Source organism: Niallia sp. FSL W8-0954, from assembly GCF_038005605.1.
GTDB classification, from domain to species: Bacteria; Bacillota; Bacilli; order Bacillales; family Cytobacillaceae; genus Niallia; species Niallia circulans_A.
Window position 1 is genome coordinate 4,852,280 of record NZ_JBBOTN010000001.1, and the last position, 17,698, is coordinate 4,869,977.

General features: G+C 37.9%; 13 protein-coding genes and 2 pseudogenes. 12 read left to right on the forward strand and 3 right to left on the reverse strand.

Annotated elements, in window-relative coordinates:
• The first annotated feature begins 57 nt into the window (after window positions 1-57).
• The 6 genes and pseudogenes from NX902_RS23660 to NX902_RS23685 all read left to right on the forward strand — a co-directional run bounded on the left by NX902_RS23660 (window position 58) and on the right by NX902_RS23685 (window position 7,081).
• Window positions 58-1,065 (forward strand): LacI family DNA-binding transcriptional regulator, encoded by a 1,008-nt coding sequence (locus NX902_RS23660; RefSeq protein WP_095329428.1) that lies wholly within the window; start codon window positions 58-60, stop codon window positions 1,063-1,065.
• A 52-nt stretch (window positions 1,066-1,117) separates the two neighbouring features.
• Window positions 1,118-2,506, forward strand: a pseudogene (locus tag NX902_RS23665) (tagaturonate reductase); the annotation flags it as partial.
• Window positions 2,507-2,542: 36 nt separating this feature from the next.
• Window positions 2,543-4,021, forward strand: a pseudogene (locus tag NX902_RS23670) (UxaA family hydrolase); the annotation flags it as partial.
• 205 nt (window positions 4,022-4,226) lie between these two features.
• On the forward strand, window positions 4,227-5,645 hold the full coding sequence (uxaC, locus tag NX902_RS23675) for a glucuronate isomerase (RefSeq protein ID WP_341161043.1): 1,419 nt from the start codon (window positions 4,227-4,229) through the stop codon (window positions 5,643-5,645).
• The gene (locus NX902_RS23680; protein ID WP_163185054.1) at window positions 5,623-6,360 is read left to right on the forward strand and encodes an alpha/beta hydrolase; all 738 of its coding nucleotides are present in this window, start codon (window positions 5,623-5,625) and stop codon (window positions 6,358-6,360) included. The genes uxaC and NX902_RS23680 overlap by 23 nt, the downstream gene beginning before the upstream one ends.
• A 37-nt stretch (window positions 6,361-6,397) precedes the next feature.
• Window positions 6,398-7,081, forward strand: a complete 684-nt coding sequence (locus NX902_RS23685; protein ID WP_341161044.1) for a rhamnogalacturonan acetylesterase — start codon at window positions 6,398-6,400, stop codon at window positions 7,079-7,081.
• A 76-nt stretch (window positions 7,082-7,157) separates the two neighbouring features.
• Here the strand turns inward: NX902_RS23685 and NX902_RS23690 are convergent, their stop codons facing one another.
• Window positions 7,158-7,850: a hypothetical protein gene (locus tag NX902_RS23690; protein ID WP_341161045.1), complete on the reverse strand. Its 693-nt coding sequence runs from the start codon at window positions 7,848-7,850 to the stop codon at window positions 7,158-7,160.
• A gap of 649 nt (window positions 7,851-8,499) precedes the next feature.
• Between NX902_RS23690 and NX902_RS23695 the strand changes: the two genes are divergently transcribed.
• Complete coding sequence (locus NX902_RS23695; protein WP_163188371.1) at window positions 8,500-9,960, forward strand: sugar porter family MFS transporter; 1,461 nt, start codon at window positions 8,500-8,502, stop codon at window positions 9,958-9,960.
• 280 nt (window positions 9,961-10,240) lie between these two features.
• Window positions 10,241-11,278, forward strand: a complete 1,038-nt coding sequence (locus NX902_RS23700; RefSeq protein ID WP_095329422.1) for a PTS transporter subunit IIC — start codon at window positions 10,241-10,243, stop codon at window positions 11,276-11,278.
• Between the two features lie 63 nt (window positions 11,279-11,341).
• Here the strand turns inward: NX902_RS23700 and NX902_RS23705 are convergent, their stop codons facing one another.
• The gene (locus tag NX902_RS23705; RefSeq protein ID WP_047940899.1) at window positions 11,342-11,629 is read right to left on the reverse strand and encodes a YxcD family protein; all 288 of its coding nucleotides are present in this window, start codon (window positions 11,627-11,629) and stop codon (window positions 11,342-11,344) included.
• Window positions 11,617-12,060 (reverse strand): hypothetical protein, encoded by a 444-nt coding sequence (locus NX902_RS23710; protein ID WP_095329421.1) that lies wholly within the window; start codon window positions 12,058-12,060, stop codon window positions 11,617-11,619. Before NX902_RS23710 ends, NX902_RS23705 begins: the two co-directional genes overlap by 13 nt.
• Before the next feature lie 460 nt (window positions 12,061-12,520).
• Here NX902_RS23710 and NX902_RS23715 point away from each other — a divergent pair, with 460 nt between their 5' ends.
• The 4 genes from NX902_RS23715 to NX902_RS23730 all read left to right on the forward strand — a co-directional run bounded on the left by NX902_RS23715 (window position 12,521) and on the right by NX902_RS23730 (window position 17,532).
• On the forward strand, window positions 12,521-13,279 hold the full coding sequence (locus tag NX902_RS23715; protein ID WP_095329420.1) for a hypothetical protein: 759 nt from the start codon (window positions 12,521-12,523) through the stop codon (window positions 13,277-13,279).
• Complete coding sequence (locus NX902_RS23720) at window positions 13,276-13,728, forward strand: hypothetical protein (protein ID WP_095329419.1); 453 nt, start codon at window positions 13,276-13,278, stop codon at window positions 13,726-13,728. Before NX902_RS23715 ends, NX902_RS23720 begins: the two co-directional genes overlap by 4 nt.
• A gap of 229 nt (window positions 13,729-13,957) precedes the next feature.
• Window positions 13,958-15,397, forward strand: coding sequence for an NAD(P)/FAD-dependent oxidoreductase (locus tag NX902_RS23725; protein WP_341161046.1), 1,440 nt, complete (start codon window positions 13,958-13,960; stop codon window positions 15,395-15,397).
• Window positions 15,398-15,525: 128 nt separating this feature from the next.
• Entirely contained in the window at window positions 15,526-17,532 is a 2,007-nt protein-coding gene (locus tag NX902_RS23730) for a catalase (RefSeq protein WP_163188373.1), read from the forward strand.
• Window positions 17,533-17,698 lie beyond the last annotated feature (166 nt).

Below are 17,698 nucleotides of genomic sequence, written 5' to 3' on the forward strand. Positions count from 1 at the left end.
ACAAAAAGCCTGAAGAATTATAAAATGTGAACGTTAACATTATTATCAGGAGGAACTATGGTTACCATTAAGGATATCGCAAAGCTTGCAGGCGTTTCGCACACCACTGTGTCAAGAGCGCTGAATGATAGTCCCCTTATTAAACCTGCGACAAAAGACAAAATTAAGAAAATCGCAACAGAATTACATTATGTACCAAACTTTAATGCTAAAAGTCTCGTAAACCAGAAATCTTACACAATTGGCGTTTTTTTCTCTAGTATCAGCCATGGTACCAGTTCAAGTTTTCTTGTCGATGTCATAAAAGGTGTAAATTCTGTGCTAGATGAAAACTACAGTATCGCAGTAAATGGAATTGATACTCTAGTCCATTTTGACAAAATCATTTCCAAACGATTTGACGGGATTATCGTCCTAAGTCAAAGTGACACAGACAATGCATTTATTTACTATATACAACAAACTGGCATACCGTTGGTCGTGCTAAATCGCAGACTAGATGATCCTTCTATTCCAAATGTTTCAGCAAACGATCAACAGGGTGTAGAACAAGCCATCGATGAAGCAATTAGCCTTGGTCATAAGGACTTAGCGTACATCAATGGAAAAAGCTCTTTCCGTTCCTCTGCTGAAAGAAAACAAGGATTTATCAATAGCTTGTCGAAGCATCAGCTTCCCATACAGCCTGAATTTATGGTCAATGGGGATTATAGTATGGAAAGCGGCTTTGAAAAAATGAAGCAATTGCTAGACCTGCCGACGCCGCCTAGTCTTGTATTTTGCGCAAACGATGATATGGCAATCGGTGCATTAAAGGCTTGTTTTTTGAAAGAGAGGAAAGTGCCCCATGATATCTCAATCATTGGATTTGATGATACAGCTTTTGCGCAATACTCTACCCCAGCCCTAACCACTATTCATAAGCCTATTGATAAAATCAGCGAAATTGGCATGCAAATGCTTATTGCGTTAATGAATAGCGACACTTTAGAGGAGACACAAATCTTAGTAGACACATTTTTAGTTAAAAGAGAATCGCTTAGTTATCCAACAAAACAGTCATAACTGTTTTGTTTTATCATAAAATGTTAACGTGTGCAAAAAAGGAGGAACTATAGTGGAAAAGCTTTCAAAGCAATTAAAACCTAATTTGTCTATTTTTCCAGAAAAAGTCATTCAATTTGGCTCAGGCAATTTCATGAGAGGATTTCTTAATTGGCAACTACAACAAATGAATAACCAGCATTTATTCAACGGTAGTGCTGTGTTAGTGAAGCCGACCAAGCATGTTTCTAAACCAACCTTAGAAGAACAAGATTATCTTTATACAGTCGTGCTTGAGGGGTTCTATCAAGGTCAAATGGTTCAGACGAGTGAAATTATTACAACTGCTAATCGATTAATTAATCCTTATGAAGACTGGGAAAATTATTTACAATTGGCAGAACAAGAAGAATTGACCTTTATTATTTCTAATACTACAGAAGCTGGAATACAATTTGATGAAAGGGATTGTTCTATCGATCAACCTTCAACTAGTTTTCCTGGAAAACTTACTGCCCTACTATTCAAGCGCTTTCAACTAAAAAAACCAGGATTTACGATTATTCCTTGTGAGTTAATCGATCGTAACGGTGATCAACTTAAAGAAATTGTCTTACAATATGCAAGTCTATGGAATTTAGAAGAGGAATTTATTAGCTGGATTCATGCTGAAAATATATTCTGCTGCAGCTTAGTAGATCGCATTGTTCCAGGTTATCCACGTGATACAGCAAATCTGCTTAATGAGGAACATGGCTATATTGATAACTTAATGGTTAAAGCAGAGCCTTATTTATTATGGGTCATTGAAGGTCCACAAGAATTAAAAGAATCATTTCCACTCGAAAGGGCGGGATTGAATGTACTGGTAACCGATGATATGACCCCATATCGAGAACGAAAGGTTCACTTATTAAATGGTCCACATACAGCGATGGTCCCACTTGGATTACTTGCTGGTCTTGAAACTGTGGAAGATGTGATGAAAGATGCAGATTTTGCGGTCTTTATTAATCAATTAATGCAGCAAGAAATTATACCATTATTACCTCTCCCTTTAGATGACTTAAAGGCATATGCAAACTCTATAATCGAACGCTTTAAAAATCCCTTTATCCGCCATGAATTATCATCCATTGCTTTAAACAGTGTTTCTAAATATAAAGCACGCTTATTACCGCTGCTAATTAAATACCAAGAAAAACAGCAGCAATTGCCTCCATACATGACTGCTTCTCTTGCTGCTTTATTTCTAACCTACAGGGGAACACAATATAAACCAAAAGATAGCGATGAAGTCCTTGAAGCCTTTTCAAACGCATGGGAAAATCCCGAAACTATCGCTTTTACTATTTTGAATGACAAAAATTTATGGGATACTGACTTAACCTCTATTCCTAACCTTGTGGAAGAAGTAACTGCATATATCCATATGCTTAGAAAAGACGGTGCTCGAGCTGTATTACAAAAGCTAAATAATGAAAAGCAGCCTCCTTCCCTATTAAAATTAAATGAGCGAGACAATGTCGCGGTTGCCCTAAGACCAATTAACGCAGCGGAAACAGTCTATCTTGATGGCATCTCGATCACAGCTAAAGCTGATATTCCCCAAGGCCATAAAATAGCCTTAACTGATATTCAAAAATCTAGCAATGTGATCAAATATGGCTATCCTATCGGACATACGCTGACGGAGATTACGCGGGGGGATTGGCTTAATACGCATAATGTAAAAACAAATTTAGATGGAGAACTTGAATATACGTATGAGCAAGATATCCATCAAGTAAAATACCCTAAAAAGGAGCTTACCTTCCAAGGATACAGACGGGCAAATGGAAAAGTAGGAATTCGCAATGACTTATATATTGTTCCGACCGTGGGTTGTGTAAACGGAACAGCAGAATATATGCTGAAAGAATTTGAAGCTCTCCATCCTGGCTTAGGTACATTCGATAATATTACCATTTTGAAGCATCCCTACGGCTGCTCCCAATTAGGAGAAGACCATGAAAATACTCGCAGTATATTAATAGATGCTGTGAATCATCCGAATGCTGGCGGAGTACTTGTTTTTGGATTGGGCTGTGAAAATAACGTTGTTGCTGAATTTAGAGAGTTACTAGGAGATTATGATGCAAATAGAGTTAAATTCTTAGTTGCACAGGAGGTAGGCAACGAAATAGAAGCAGGCTTAGAACTATTAGAAGAAATATATGAAGCTGCTAGAAATGATCATAGGGAACCTATTCCGATTGCTGAGCTAAATGTTGGTCTAAAATGTGGCGGTTCCGACGGTTTCTCTGGAATTACGGCTAATCCGCTATTAGGAGCATTTTCAGACTTCTTAATTTCCCAGGGCGGCAGCACTATTCTAACAGAAGTCCCCGAAATGTTTGGAGCAGAACAAATGCTCATGGCTAGAGCAGAAGATGAAAAGGTTTTCGAAGATATCGTCCATTTAATCAATGATTTTAAACACTACTTTCATTCTTATGGGGAGCCTGTTTATGAAAATCCTTCCCCAGGAAATAAGGCGGGAGGGATTACCACTCTAGAAGATAAATCATTAGGCTGTACACAAAAGGCTGGAACAGCACCGGTTGTGGATGTACTGCAGTATGGAGAGAAAATCTCCAAAAAAGGGCTAAGCCTATTGCAAGCACCAGGCAATGATCTAGTAGCTTCTTCTGCGCTTGCCGCTGCTGATTGTCATTTAGTTTTATTTACAACTGGCCGAGGAACGCCTTTTGGCAGTTTTGTTCCAACTGTAAAAGTAGCAACCAATTCTACTATTTATGAACATAAAAAGCATTGGATGGACTTTAATGCCGGTCCTTTACTAGAGCGACCAATGAATGAAGTATTAGAGGAATTTATTGGAAAAGTAATAGCGGTCGCAAGTGGAGAAAAAACACGCAACGAAGCAAATGGCGTTCGCGAAATCGCTATTTTTAAAACAGGAGTTACTTTATAACAGATTGATTGGTTTATGAAAAGCGTTTGGCTAAGGTGGAGAAGATTGATAGAAACATAGTGTTAACCTGTAGTGCATTCATTGAAAGCAGTGATGCTAACGCTCTCTCTGTTACCTTTTTTGATCTTACGTTGAGTTTTCGAGCACTGAGACAATAAAAGCAATATTAAACAAAAATTATAAAAATAACGAAAGAGGGATTCTAATGTTTCTAAATGACCAATTTCTATTAAAAAATGATATCGCGCAAAAACTATTTCACGACCATGCAAAGCAGATGCCTATTATCGACTATCATTGTCACTTAGATCCGAAAGAAATTTATGAGAATAAAAATTTTAAAAACCTTACGGAAGCCTGGTTAGCTGGTGATCACTATAAATGGCGATTAATGCGCGCAAACGGAATTCCAGAGACTCATATTACTGGCGATGCCTCTGATTATGACAAATTTTTAGCATGGGCGCGTACAGTCCCTAAAACAATTGGTAATCCCCTATATACATGGACCCATTTAGAGCTAAAACGTTTCTTTGGTATAGATTTATTACTGAATGAGGAGAATGCCCCTCTTATTTGGGATTTAGCCAATGAGAAATTGGCTACCGCTGACTTTAAGCGTCGCAATATAATTATCCATTCAAATGTTAAAGTAGTTTGTACGACCGATGACCCGACTGATGATTTGCATTACCATGAACGCTTAAAGAATGAAGAACGACATTTTCAAGTACTTCCCTCTTTCCGTCCCGATAAAGCATTAAATATTGACCAAGATGGATTTATCGAATGGGTAGAAAAGCTAAGTATACAATCACATGTTACGATCAATTCCTATCAAGGATTAATAGAGGCACTTAAAGTACGTGTAGATTATTTCCACCAAATGGGTGGAAAATTATCGGATCATGCACTGGATATCTTAACCTATGAAGAAGCAGATGAGAAAACACTGGAATCGATTTTTCAAAAAAGACTTAAAAATGAAGCATTATCCCCATATGAAATCAGTGCATATCGTACAGAAACCTTAACTCGCTTAATCTGTTTTTATCATGAGCATAATTGGACAATGCAGCTTCATATCCATGCATATCGCAATACAAATTCAGCAATATTTGACCAATTAGGCCCTGATACTGGATATGATGGGATGAATGATCTCCCTCTTACCATACCTTTGCAGCGTCTGTTAGATCGTGCAGAAAAAGAGGGGAAATTACCGAAAACCATTCTTTATTCCCTTAACCCTAATGACTTCTTTGTTTTAGCTACTTTAATGGGGTCTTTTCAAAAACACACGCCTGGAAAGCTTCAGCTAGGTTCAGGATGGTGGTATAACGATACAAGAGCTGGGATGCGCCATCAATTAACAGTTCTTAGTGACACTGGTCTCCTTTCCACCTTTGTCGGAATGCTAACAGACTCACGAAGCTTTCTCTCGTACACAAGGCATGAATATTTCCGCCGAGTGCTCTGTGAATTTATCGGGGAAATTGTCGAACGAGGCGAAGCACCGGAGGACGAGGACTTGCTTGGAAGCTTAGTTAAGGACATTAGCTACCATAATGCTAAACAATATTTCGGATTTGAGCGTTCATATGTTGAAAATCATCAAGGATAACTATAACCAAATTTCCAAAGAAAATCAGCATATGACATTACATCTCTCCCTTTTAGATAATAAAAAGAGACCCTTCATTCTCGTTTGTCCAGGTGGAGGGTACCACCATTTATCAGAAAAAGAGGCGCAGCCAATTGTAAAATGGCTTCATTCGATTGGTTATCATGCTGGAATTCTCCATTATCCTGTTGGAACAATCAATCATGCAAGCATTATAAAGGAACTAGAAGAAGTATTTAGCCAACTACGAAACAATGCCAAGGATTGGAATTTATTAGAAAATAAAATAGGTGTGCTTGGCTTTTCTGCTGGTGGACATCTAGCCAGTCTTGCTTGCACCAAAATAAACAATCGTGCGAATGCGCTAGTCTTATGCTATCCAGTTATTACCTTCACGGAGCCTTATGGGCATTCTGGAAGCCGAGAGCATTTTTTAGGAAAAAATCCGCCTAACCATTTAGTAGAAGCTTATTCGATTGAACATTTGGTCGATGAAAATATGCCGCCCACCTTTATATGGCACACTGCTGATGATCAATCAGTCCCTGTTCAAAATACCATCATGTTAGCGGAAAGCTTAGCCAAATTTAACATTCCTTTTGAATATCATATTTTTCCTTCTGGAAAACATGGGCTGGCATTAGCAGAGGAATCTCCCTATGTCCATCGCTGGTTGAGCTTAGCAGAAGCTTGGTTAAAAACTACTTTGTCATAATAATCATTTCATTAAACTGCATATGGGAGGGAGAATAATGCCAGACAAGATAACTATATTTATAGCAGGTGATTCTACTGCCGCAGAAAAAACACCAGATAAGCGTCCAGAAACTGGTTGGGGAGAAAAACTTTCCACCTTTTTCACAGACCAAATTGTTATTGATAATAGAGCCGTCAATGGTAGAAGCACAAAATCTTTTATAAACGAAGGACGACTATCTGCCATTGAGGAGGCAATTCATCCTGGGGATTATCTCTTTATTCAATTTGGACACAACGACCAAAAAGATGACCCAGCTCGCGGTACAGATCCATACGGAGACTATCAAACAAACTTGCATACATTTATTCATACCGCCAATAAGCATAATGCACACCCAGTATTACTTACTTCCGTTTCTCGAAGGCATTTTAGAAATCAGCTTATTGATCATATGTCTCTTGGTGAATACCCACAAGCTATGAGGGAACTCGCCAAAACCTCCAAAGTAGCACTTCTAGATATTCATAAAAAATCAATAGACTTTTTTCAATCCCTAGGCCCAGACTTATCCAGGAACTTTTTTCTCCATCTTGAAGCCAATGAATCTAGCAATTATCCAATTGGAGTAAAAGATGATACTCATTTCAATAATCAAGGTGCTGAAGCGGTCGCCAAGCTGATATGTAATGCAATAAAAGAAAGTGACCTACCTTTAAAAAGATTCTTAAAATACTAGTTCAAGAGGGAACCTCATGTTAACACCATTAAATAAAAAGCAGATGATCCCTATCTAAACGGGGATCCTGCTTGCTTTAACTGATTTCCTCCTCCGTTTTGGCTGATTCCCCTTTCGCTTTGGCTGATTTCCTCTCCGCTTTGGCTGATTCCCCCTCCGCTTTGGCTGATTCTCCCTTCGCTTTGGCTGATTTCCTCTCCGCTTTGGCTGATTCTCCCTTCGCTTTGGCTGATTTCCTCTCCGCTTTGGGTGATTCTCCCTTCGCTTTGGCTGATTCCCCCTTCACTTTGGCTGATTCCCCCTCCTCTTTGGCTGATTCCCTCTCCGCTTTGGCTGATTCTCCCTTCGCTTTGGCTGATTCCCTCCCCACTTTGGCTGATTTCCTCTCCGCTTTGGCTGATTCTCCCTTCGCTTTGGCTGATTTCCTCCTCGCTTTGGCTGATTCCCTCTCCGCTTTGGCTGATTCTCCCTTCGCTTTGGCTGATTTCCTCCTCACTTTGGCTGATTTCCTCTCCGCTTTGGCTGATTCTCCCTTCGCTTTGGCTGATTTCCTCTCCGCTTTGGCTGATTCTCCCTTCGCTTTGGCTGATTCCCCCTCCGCTTTGGCTGATTCCCTCCCCGCTTTGGCTGATTTCCTCTCCTCTTTGGCTGATTCCCTCTCCGCTTTGGCTGATTCCCTCTCCGCTTTGGCTGATTCCCTCCTCGCTTTGGCTGATTTCCTCTCCTCTTTGGCCGATTCCCCCTTCGCTTTGGCTGATTTCCTCCTCACTTTGGCTGTTTCCTCTCCGCTTTGGCTGATTCCCCCTTCACTTTGGCTGATTCCCCCTCCTCTTTGGCTGATTCCCCCTCCGCTTTGGCTGATTCCCTCCCCGCTTTGGCTGATTTCCTCTCCTCTTTGGCTGATTTCTCTTCTAATTTGTAAAGATATTACCTCCCTTTCACTAGTTTCTAACTAATCTATTCCTCCCACCGAAAATCTTTCCAAATTTCACTTCTTTCTTATAGAAATAGGCTTAAAATAAATGCCCTCCCTAAAAAGAGCGGCCCTCACACATTATTGTTATTCTTTTATTTGAGCATCGGAACTATATAAAAATGCAAGATAATAACTCTAGTGAAAAAAAATTCACCTGTACGTAAAGATGTTTTCAAAAATTTTTATCGGGGTAATGTATTGGTAAGCCTATCCCTTACATAGCCAAAACAATATACGTTTTATAAAAGAATAATGAAAAATTTTTATCCCTCTTACTATGCAAGTAAAATAATTGCCTTTCGCCGTACAAGATTTCTAATTTTAATAGGGATAGAACGACCAGCTAGCAAAGGAGATGAACTTCGATTTACCTTTCAAATACAACGATAATAATGAACACTATAAAAAAGCATTATTATAAGAGGAGGAGAAAGTAAATACTATGAGTGACCAATTAAACCCTGACAGTAGGAACACCAACACAAATAAGAAAAATAATTTAAAAATCATTGCCATTATCTCTACATTTGGTGGTCTTCTTTTTGGATTTGATACTGGTGTTATTAATGGGGCCTTACCCTATATGGCTCGTCCAGATCAGCTAAACCTCAATGCAGTAACTGAAGGTCTTGTTACTAGCTCGCTCTTATTTGGAGCGGCATTCGGAGCGATGTTCAGTGGGAAACTCGCGGATAGCTATGGACGAAGAAAAGTTATTTTATATTTAGCTGCTATTTTTCTGATTACAACACTAGGATGTACTTTCGCACCGAATGTCCCCATCATGATTACTTTCCGCTTCTTACTCGGTATCGCTGTCGGAGGAGCATCAGTTGCTGTCCCTACCTTCTTAGCAGAAATGTCTCCTGCCGAACAACGTGGTCAAATGGTAACCCAAAATGAACTAATGATCGTTAGTGGTCAATTACTTGCTTACATTACAAATGCTATTATTGGAAATACAATGGATGGGGCAGGAAACTCTTGGAGATATATGCTTGTCATTGCCACCTTACCTGCTATTGTCTTATGGATAGGAATGCTTGTTGTACCTGAAAGCCCAAGATGGTATGCATCAAAGGGCAGATTCAAAGATGCTTTTCGTGTATTATTGCATATTAGAAAAGAAAAACGAGCAAAAGCAGAGCTACAGCAAATAAAAAAAGCAGTGGAAACAGAAGCACATGTGGAACAAGTTGGCTTTAAAGATTTAGCTGTTCCTTGGGTTAGAAGAATTGTCTTTCTTGGTATTGGGATTGCCATCGTTCAACAAATCACGGGGGTAAATACCATCATGTTTTATGGAACACAAATACTAGAAAGCACTGGATTCTCTACCGAGGTCGCTCTCATTGCCAATATCGCCAATGGAGTAATTTCTGTATTGGCTACTTTCCTCGGAATTTGGCTGTTGGGACGTGTAGGAAGAAAACCAATGTTAATTATCGGACTAATCGGTACTACAACTACCTTACTACTAATAGGGATTTTCTCCTTCACTTTAAACGGAACAACTATTCTACCGTTTGCTGTACTTAGTATGACGGTTACTTTCTTAGCATTTCAACAAGGGGCCATCTCCCCAGTAACTTGGCTTATGTTAGCAGAAATATTCCCATTAAAACTTCGAGGATTAGGAATGGGTGTTTCCGTATTTTGCTTATGGATAACAAACTTTATAATTGGTTTAGTTTTCCCGATTCTTCTCGATAAGATTGGCTTATCTAATTCATTCTTCCTTTTCGCCGTACTTGGAGTATTTGCCATAACATTTGTTAGCAAATTCTTACCAGAAACAAAAGGAAAAACATTAGAACAGCTCGAACAGTATTTCCGAAACTTTGATAAGAATTCCCGTGGTGTTCAGAAAACCACTATTGGAGAAAAACAACTCCATTCTTAAAAAAACGAATTGAAATATACAATTATTTCATGAAAGAGTTCCACTTAGAAAAGGAGGAGCTCTTTCTTATTTTTACACTTTGCATTTTTTCAAACATTTTATTTTACATTTGTATAAAAAAATAGATAATTTTATTTCATTTTATATAGTTTATTAAAAAACACTAATCATTTTTTCACTTTTTCACTTTTTCGCGTTGAAGCGTTAAAAATAATCATTGACGATTATCTAGTTATTACATATAATAAACTCCAAATTCAAGGAAAATGGGGAGTTTAAGGTGAAAGAGTTTTTCAGTAAATTATTAAATGGTATGAGTATCGGAATTGTTGTCTCGTTAATCCCAAATGCATTGCTTGGTGAAATCTTAAAGCTCTTTATTCCTTTCTTTCCTCCGCTTCAGCACGTATTAGATATTACTGCATTTATTATGAGTTTATTGCCCGTGCTTATTGGTGTAATGGTAGGAATATCCTTTAAGCTATCCTCTATACAGACAGCTAGTATCGGTATTGCTGCAATGGTTGGTAGTGGTGTTGTGCAAAAAACAGCGGAAGGGTTATTTACGTTAAATGGTATAGGGGTTGTTTTGAACACAGGTATAACCGCAGCGCTTGCGGTATTATTTGTCCGTTTTATCGGTGACCGCTTGAAGGCCTATTCTATTCTTCTATTACCAACATTATGTATATTAATCCCAGGAATGGCTGGGTACTTATTATTACCATATATGAAATCTAGTACTGGATTAATTGGCATCGCAATCGAAAATGTTACAAACTTACAGCCAATTCTCATGGGTATCATTATCGCTGTCTTGTTCTGTTTAATTATTCTTTCGCCTATCTCAACAGTAGGTGTAGCAACCGTTATATCTCTGTCAGGAGTTGGCTCAGGAGCAGCAAACCTTGGCATTGTGGCAGCAGGTATTGGACTGGCTATTGCAAGCTATAAAGCAAACTCTTTAGGTACTGCGTTAGCACATGTTTTGGGATCCCCTAAAATACAAATGGGTAATTTCTTTATGAAACCTAAGATTGTTATTCCAATGATTATTACCGCTGCTGTGTTGGGTGGATTGGCTGGCTATTTAAATATACAGGGAACTCCTTATAGTGCTGGTTTTGGATTATCGGGATTAGTCGGACCTATGAATTTTATGCGCTTAGCTGATGGCGGTTGGACTAGTAAAAACATTACGATTATGGTTTCTACCTTTTTAATTATTCCATTTCTTTTAAATGTATTCCTACTGTATATTTTTTCAAAAAAATTAAAAATGATTAAATCAGACGATTATAAATTAAACTTTGATTAAATTTTAGTCAGAAAAAGTAGAGGATACCAGTCTTTAAAGCCTGGTATCCTCTACTTTTTTTCTCTACTTTGCTATAGCGATAATGCCCTCTTCATCATCTAACACTAATTTCAACCCCATATATGGGTCCATATTTAAATATTCATCTAACCACAATCTGAGTGCTTCAATCATATTTTGAGTGATAAGGACTTGTTTTCGATCATGTACATATGCTTCTGCTGAAAAGCCATAATCATCATCATACATTAGCTCTACTTCTACTTCCTCTGGTCGCACTTGTTTTTTTCGTGCTACATAGACGCAGATTGCATTGATAATATCCTGTTCTGGAATGATTAATTTCTCCAATTATTTGCTTCCTCTCTTTTTTTGTTTCGATAGAAAGTAAATATCCTTTTAATTAAATTGAATACTAATACAATCGCAAGAACATTAATGAAAAGCCCTAATATAGACCCAAATGCTCCCATATTAGCGAAAAGGCTGCCAAACAACAGACCGGCAAGTCCTCCAACCATTAACCCTCTCATTAAGCCTCCGCCTGAGAAGAAGCCACCAGATTTTTTCGCTGTCGTTGATTGATTAGATTTTGACGTATCATTTGTATTATTTTTCTTTTGGAAAAATGAATTTGTATTACTATTATTGTTGTTATTGAAGCTTCGTTTCCCAGATTTATAAGACTTTGCTTCTACTGTTGTTACAGAGTCTTGAAATACTATACTTACTGGAGATAAAACTAAACCTAACGTGAGAATTGCTGATAAAATTTTCTTCATGTTTTTCTATTCCTCCTAAAAAATTGTTTTGAAATTGACATACTAATTTATAGACTTTATCATTCTCCTTGCTTCCTTAGTATTTGCAAGAAAAATAAAAAGCCCTTCCATTGATTTGGTAAAGGCTTCTAAATTTCTATCTATTTATCCCTTTACCAAGAACGGCAAAGGTCTCGCAAACAACATCTCGTTGCCAGTTAAGCCGGCGATTTAATCGCGTATTGACGACGTAACTGTAAGCTACTCCCCTTTGGAGTATACAATTTTTAAATATATATACATTTTAATATAAACAACTTGTCTAGTCAACTTATATGGTGTAAGCCTCTTCACCCATGTTTCCTGAGATTCCGCTAACTACTAAAAATTAAACCTCCTATTTTTTGTAAATCAATGTATAGGATTAACTTATTTTCACACCCTATATATATAATTCCAAAATTAGTAAGTAGGTATGTAAATGAGCGCAACATTAACCTTTCCAAAAGCAAAATATAGCACAGCAGGTATCACCTATTTAATGTATCAAAAGCCAAGTATTGTTGCTTGGTGGTCTGCTGTTTTCCCTGGATTTGGACATTATCTTCTTAATCAGTATGCCCGTGCAACATTGCTGACTGTTTTAGAAGTAATTATTAATACAGGTGCTAATATTAATGAAGCGATGGTTTACTCTTTTTGTGGAGAAATAGAATTAGCAAGATCCGTTATTCATTTAGATTGGATGATTGGATATATTGTGATCTATTTAATAACAATAGGCGATAGTTACCGCTCTGCTGTACAGTTAAATAAGTATATTGAATTATCCACACCTGATTTAGCCAGCGTAGAGATATTCCCATTTGAAATACAATATTTACAAAATAAGAGCCCTCTTTTAGGTGTCTTCTACTCACTTTTCTTTCCTGGATTGGGCCAATTGTACAATCACCGAATATTTTTAGGATTTTATGCAATATTCTGGTGGTGGATATATATTTTATTATCACATGCACATAAAGCTATAATTCTGACCATTACTGGTGATTTTGCTTATTCTACTGCTATATTACACCCACATTGGCTACTTTTTATGCCTTCCGTATTAGGTGGAGCCGTTTATCATTCCTATATAACCTGCGTCCAACATAATATTCTTGCAAAAGAATCACAGCAAAAACGCTTAACAGACAGATATGTCGGTTCCAAATTTAGCATAAGAGGTGTAAAGGGATGATTATTGTCGGAACTTTCCAGCCATCTATTGAAATTGAACGTGCACTTTCTGAAATGGAAGCACTAGGTGTTCCACCAGAAGAAATGATGGTCCTATATATGAATGAGTTCCCTCCTATTAGTAGGAAAAAAAAGGCTTCTGCCGATATCCATGTTTCTTCTTTTGAAATTGGTATTGCTTTTGCTACAGGTATGGCTGTCATTGGTGCTAGTATTGGCTTTAAATTAATTTTAGGACCTATTTTTAGTGGTCTTCTCGCTGCTATTATCGGTTTTTTTTGTGGTTATTCTCTGTATTATCTTTTCCATCGGAAGAAAAAGAACAAGCTGTCTCAAAGCTTGCCTGAAATCATTGTGCTTATTCAAAGCACAAAAGAAGTTGCTCCATTAATTAAGGAGATTTTATGGAAACATAAAGCACTAAGCGTTGGAATGAGAAAAAGATTATAAAAAGAAACGAAATAATAACAAAAGCCAAAAATCTAATTAGTAAGGTTTTCAGCTTTTGTTGCTATTCGTTTTTTTGGTGAACATCTTTTTTAAACGAATTGACCAAAATATTTTAGAAAATTTAGATATTTTATCCATACAAAATGCAAAAGAACATGTTAATATATTGGCATGGTATGTTGATGTAAGGAATCCTTACATCAATTGTGAAAGGGGGAAGGAATGTAAAATGAGCTTAGATGACTTAAATAAACGTGTACAAACAGATCTAGCTTATCTTAATTACGGAGAAGAAAACTGGGTTCGTCCAAAAATTCACGCAGAGGGACATGTTTTCGATGTAGTCATCGTTGGGGGTGGACAATCTGGCCTAGGGATTGCATTTGGTCTTTTACGCGAAAGAGTATCGAACATTCTTGTTATCGATGAGAATAAAGAAGGATGGGAAGGACCATGGGAAACTTATGCTCGTATGGTCACCTTACGTACTCCTAAACATTTAACTTCCATCGATCTTGGTATCCCTTCACTAACCTTTCGATCCTGGTGGGAGGCACAATTTGGTAGAGAAGGATGGGAAAAAATCGACAAAATCCCTCGTCGGGAATGGATGAATTACCTGAGATGGTATCGTAACATTCTGCAATTACCTGTTCAAAATGAAGTTAAATTGACTTTAATTGAACCATTAGAAAAAGGGATACACCGACTCCATATTAAAAGAAAGGGGACTATTTCATCTTCTTTACTCGCTCGAAAGATAATTCTAGCAACCGGCATCCAAGGTGGAGGGGAATGGCATGTCCCAGCCATGATATCCGACAATCTACCTTCTTCTTTATATACTCATACTTCTTCATCCATCGACTTCTCTTCCTTAAAAGGAAAAAAGATTGCCATTTTAGGTGGAGGTGCATCTGCATTTGACAATGCCAACTTCGCTTTATCACAGGGGGTAGCCCAAGCACATGTATATGTTCGCCGTCATAAAATGCAACGCATTAATCCGATTAGGCAAATGGAAGCATCTGGAATGATTGAACATTTTCCTGCCTTAGCAGATGACGAAAAATATGCTGGCATGGCCCATTTTTTCCAGCATAACCAACCACCAACAAATGATACTTTTAATCGAGCGTCTTCCTGGCCTGGTTTCCATTTGCATCTCGGTTCTCCCTGGCTGAAAGTAGCCCAAAAAGGAGAGCAAGCAGAAGTAACTACACCAAAGGGAAGGTTTTTATTTGATTACTTAATCATTAGCACAGGTTTATTAACAGATCCCAAACTGCGGCCAGAACTACGTTTAATCGAAAAGCATATAGCCCGTTGGAAAGATCGCTATAAAGCCCCGGAGGCAATAGCATCTCCTATGCTTGATGCACATCCTTATTTAAGCTATGGCTTTTCTTTCATTAGCCGTGACACAGAAGGAGAAGCATTGCTTCACGGTATATACTCGTTTAATTATGCTGCCCTTATTAGCTGTGGTTTATCTGCTTCTGCATTATCTGGCATGAGATATGGCATTCCCCGTATTATTAAAGCCGTTACGGATGAACTATTTCTCGATGATAGAGACATGAATTTAAAAGATTTTTTTGAATACGATACAGAAGAATTCACTGGAGAATGGCCTGTGAACCAAAAGGATCCCTCCAAAGTTATTTAATAACAAGCTAAGACTCTTTTATGCAGTCTTAGCTTGTTTATTTTGCCGTGTTTTAAATACAGGATGCTGGGTATTAATTAAAAATAACGATTATAACTGATACATACTATCATTTAGGGGGTATTGAAATGGAAAATAAAAAAATAGACCAGTTAAAAAAATACACCATTGATAATGAACAAAATGCGGGGTTAACAACCAATCAAGGCTTAAAAATGGCAGAAGATGAATTCTCTTTAAAGGCAGGATTAAGAGGTCCCACTTTAATGGAGGACTTTCACTTTCGAGAAAAAATGACTCACTTTGACCATGAACGAATTCCTGAGCGCATTGTTCACGCCCGAGGAGTTGGTGCACACGGTGTATTTCAATTATATGAATCCCTTGAAGCCTACACGAAAGCTGACTTCTTAAATGATACAAATAAAACTACACCTGTATTTGTTCGTTTTTCTACTGTCCAAGGATCTAGAGGTTCTAGTGATACCGTTCGAGACGTACGAGGATTTGCTGTTAAATTCTATACAGATGAAGGGAATTATGATTTAGTTGGCAATAACATTCCCGTCTTCTTCATTCAAGACGCCATTAAATTTCCTGATTTTGTGCATGCTGTAAAACCTGAACCACATAATGAAATTCCACAAGGAGCAAGTGCACATGACACATTTTGGGACTTCATTGGTCAAAATCATGAATCAGCCCATATGGTGATGTGGGCAATGAGCGATCGTGCTATCCCGCGTAGCCTCCGCATGATGGAAGGTTTCGGAGTACATACCTTCCGCCTTATAAATAAAGAGGGGCAAGCTCATTTTGTTAAATTTCATTGGAAACCAAAGCTCGGCATTCATTCACAGGTTTGGGATGAAGCACAAAAGGCTGCTGGAAAAAATCCCGATTTCCACCGCCAAGACTTATACGAGGCGATCGATAAGGGCGACTATCCTGAATGGGAGCTCGGTTTGCAACTCATTCCTGAAGAAGACGAATTTGCCTTTGATTTCGATATATTAGATCCTACAAAAATATGGCCAGAAGAGGAGGTTCCTGTTAAAATCGTTGGAAAGCTAACCTTAAATCGAAATGTCGATAATTTCTTTGCGGAAACAGAACAAGTTGCTTTCCATCCTGGGCATGTTGTTCCAGGAATCGATTTTTCTAATGATCCATTATTACAAGGACGTCTATTCTCTTACACAGATACGCAATTGTCTAGACTTGGCGGACCTAATTTCCACCAAATTCCGATTAACCAACCAGTTTGTCCTTTTCACAATAACCAACGGGATGGTATGCATCAAATGACCATCCACCATGGAGAAACAAGCTATCATAAGAATGCCTTGAATAATAATCAGCCAGAACCAGTATCTGTTGAGCAAGGCGGTTATGAACACTACCAAGAAAAAGTAGATGGTAGAAAAGTTAGAGGCCGTAGTGAAAGTTTCCTTGATTTCTATTCACAAGCTAAACTTTTTTATAATAGCTTAGCACCATTTGAACAACAACATCTAAAAGATGCTTTTAGCTTTGAACTTGGAAAGTGTAAAACAGAAGCGGTGAAAAACAATGCAGTCGCTCTCCTTAATCGAATTGATCGCAGTATTGCGGAAGAAGTGGCCAAAAACATTGGAGCAGCATTACCTCAAGAAAACCTAGAAGTAAAGTCAGCTAAGAAATCTCCAGCCTTAAGCATGGCGAATACCATAAAGAAACCTGACACTCGTTGTGTAGCAATTCTTTTAAACGGCGAGCCGGACAACGCCCAATTACTTCAATGGGTTCAAACATTAGCAGCGAATAAAGTGAATTTCAGCATCGTGGATAAAAATCTGCGTACGATAGACGGAGAATTAAAAGTAACGGACATATACGATACTGCTGATGCGAGCCTATTTGATGCTGCACTACTTATTAGCACCAGTACGAAGCTGGAAACGAAAGCTATTGAATTTATCGAAATGACTTTTAATCATTATAAACCTTTAGGTATTTCCCTTAATAATTATGCGGTATTAGAAAAGAGCCGCATAACAATACATGAACCAGGTATATTCGATCTTGCTAAAAATACGATTAATGACTTTATTACAGGTATAGCGGAAGCTCGATTCTGGAATAGAACTATATAATAAAAAGCGACTGGGACAAAACAAAATTTTTAATAGATAAAGATGAACAATCTCTACTTTAGTGGTGAAACCAATTCATTCCATTTCACTCCGTTTTTAAAGATTATTTAATTTTTAAGCAAACTAAAATTACTAGGAAAAAAACGGAGCAGACTGAATACACATA

Coding starts and splice junctions, on each gene's coding strand:
- NX902_RS23660 (WP_095329428.1), top strand. CDS start 58: ATGGTTACCATTAAGGATATCGCAAAGCTTGCAGGCGTTTCGCACACC.
- uxaC (WP_341161043.1), top strand. CDS start 4,227: ATGTTTCTAAATGACCAATTTCTATTAAAAAATGATATCGCGCAAAAA.
- NX902_RS23680 (WP_163185054.1), top strand. CDS start 5,623: ATGTTGAAAATCATCAAGGATAACTATAACCAAATTTCCAAAGAAAAT.
- NX902_RS23685 (WP_341161044.1), top strand. CDS start 6,398: ATGCCAGACAAGATAACTATATTTATAGCAGGTGATTCTACTGCCGCA.
- NX902_RS23695 (WP_163188371.1), top strand. CDS start 8,500: ATGAGTGACCAATTAAACCCTGACAGTAGGAACACCAACACAAATAAG.
- NX902_RS23710 (WP_095329421.1), bottom strand. CDS start 12,060: ATGAAGAAAATTTTATCAGCAATTCTCACGTTAGGTTTAGTTTTATCT.
- NX902_RS23715 (WP_095329420.1), top strand. CDS start 12,521: ATGAGCGCAACATTAACCTTTCCAAAAGCAAAATATAGCACAGCAGGT.
- NX902_RS23720 (WP_095329419.1), top strand. CDS start 13,276: ATGATTATTGTCGGAACTTTCCAGCCATCTATTGAAATTGAACGTGCA.
- NX902_RS23725 (WP_341161046.1), top strand. CDS start 13,958: ATGAGCTTAGATGACTTAAATAAACGTGTACAAACAGATCTAGCTTAT.
- NX902_RS23730 (WP_163188373.1), top strand. CDS start 15,526: ATGGAAAATAAAAAAATAGACCAGTTAAAAAAATACACCATTGATAAT.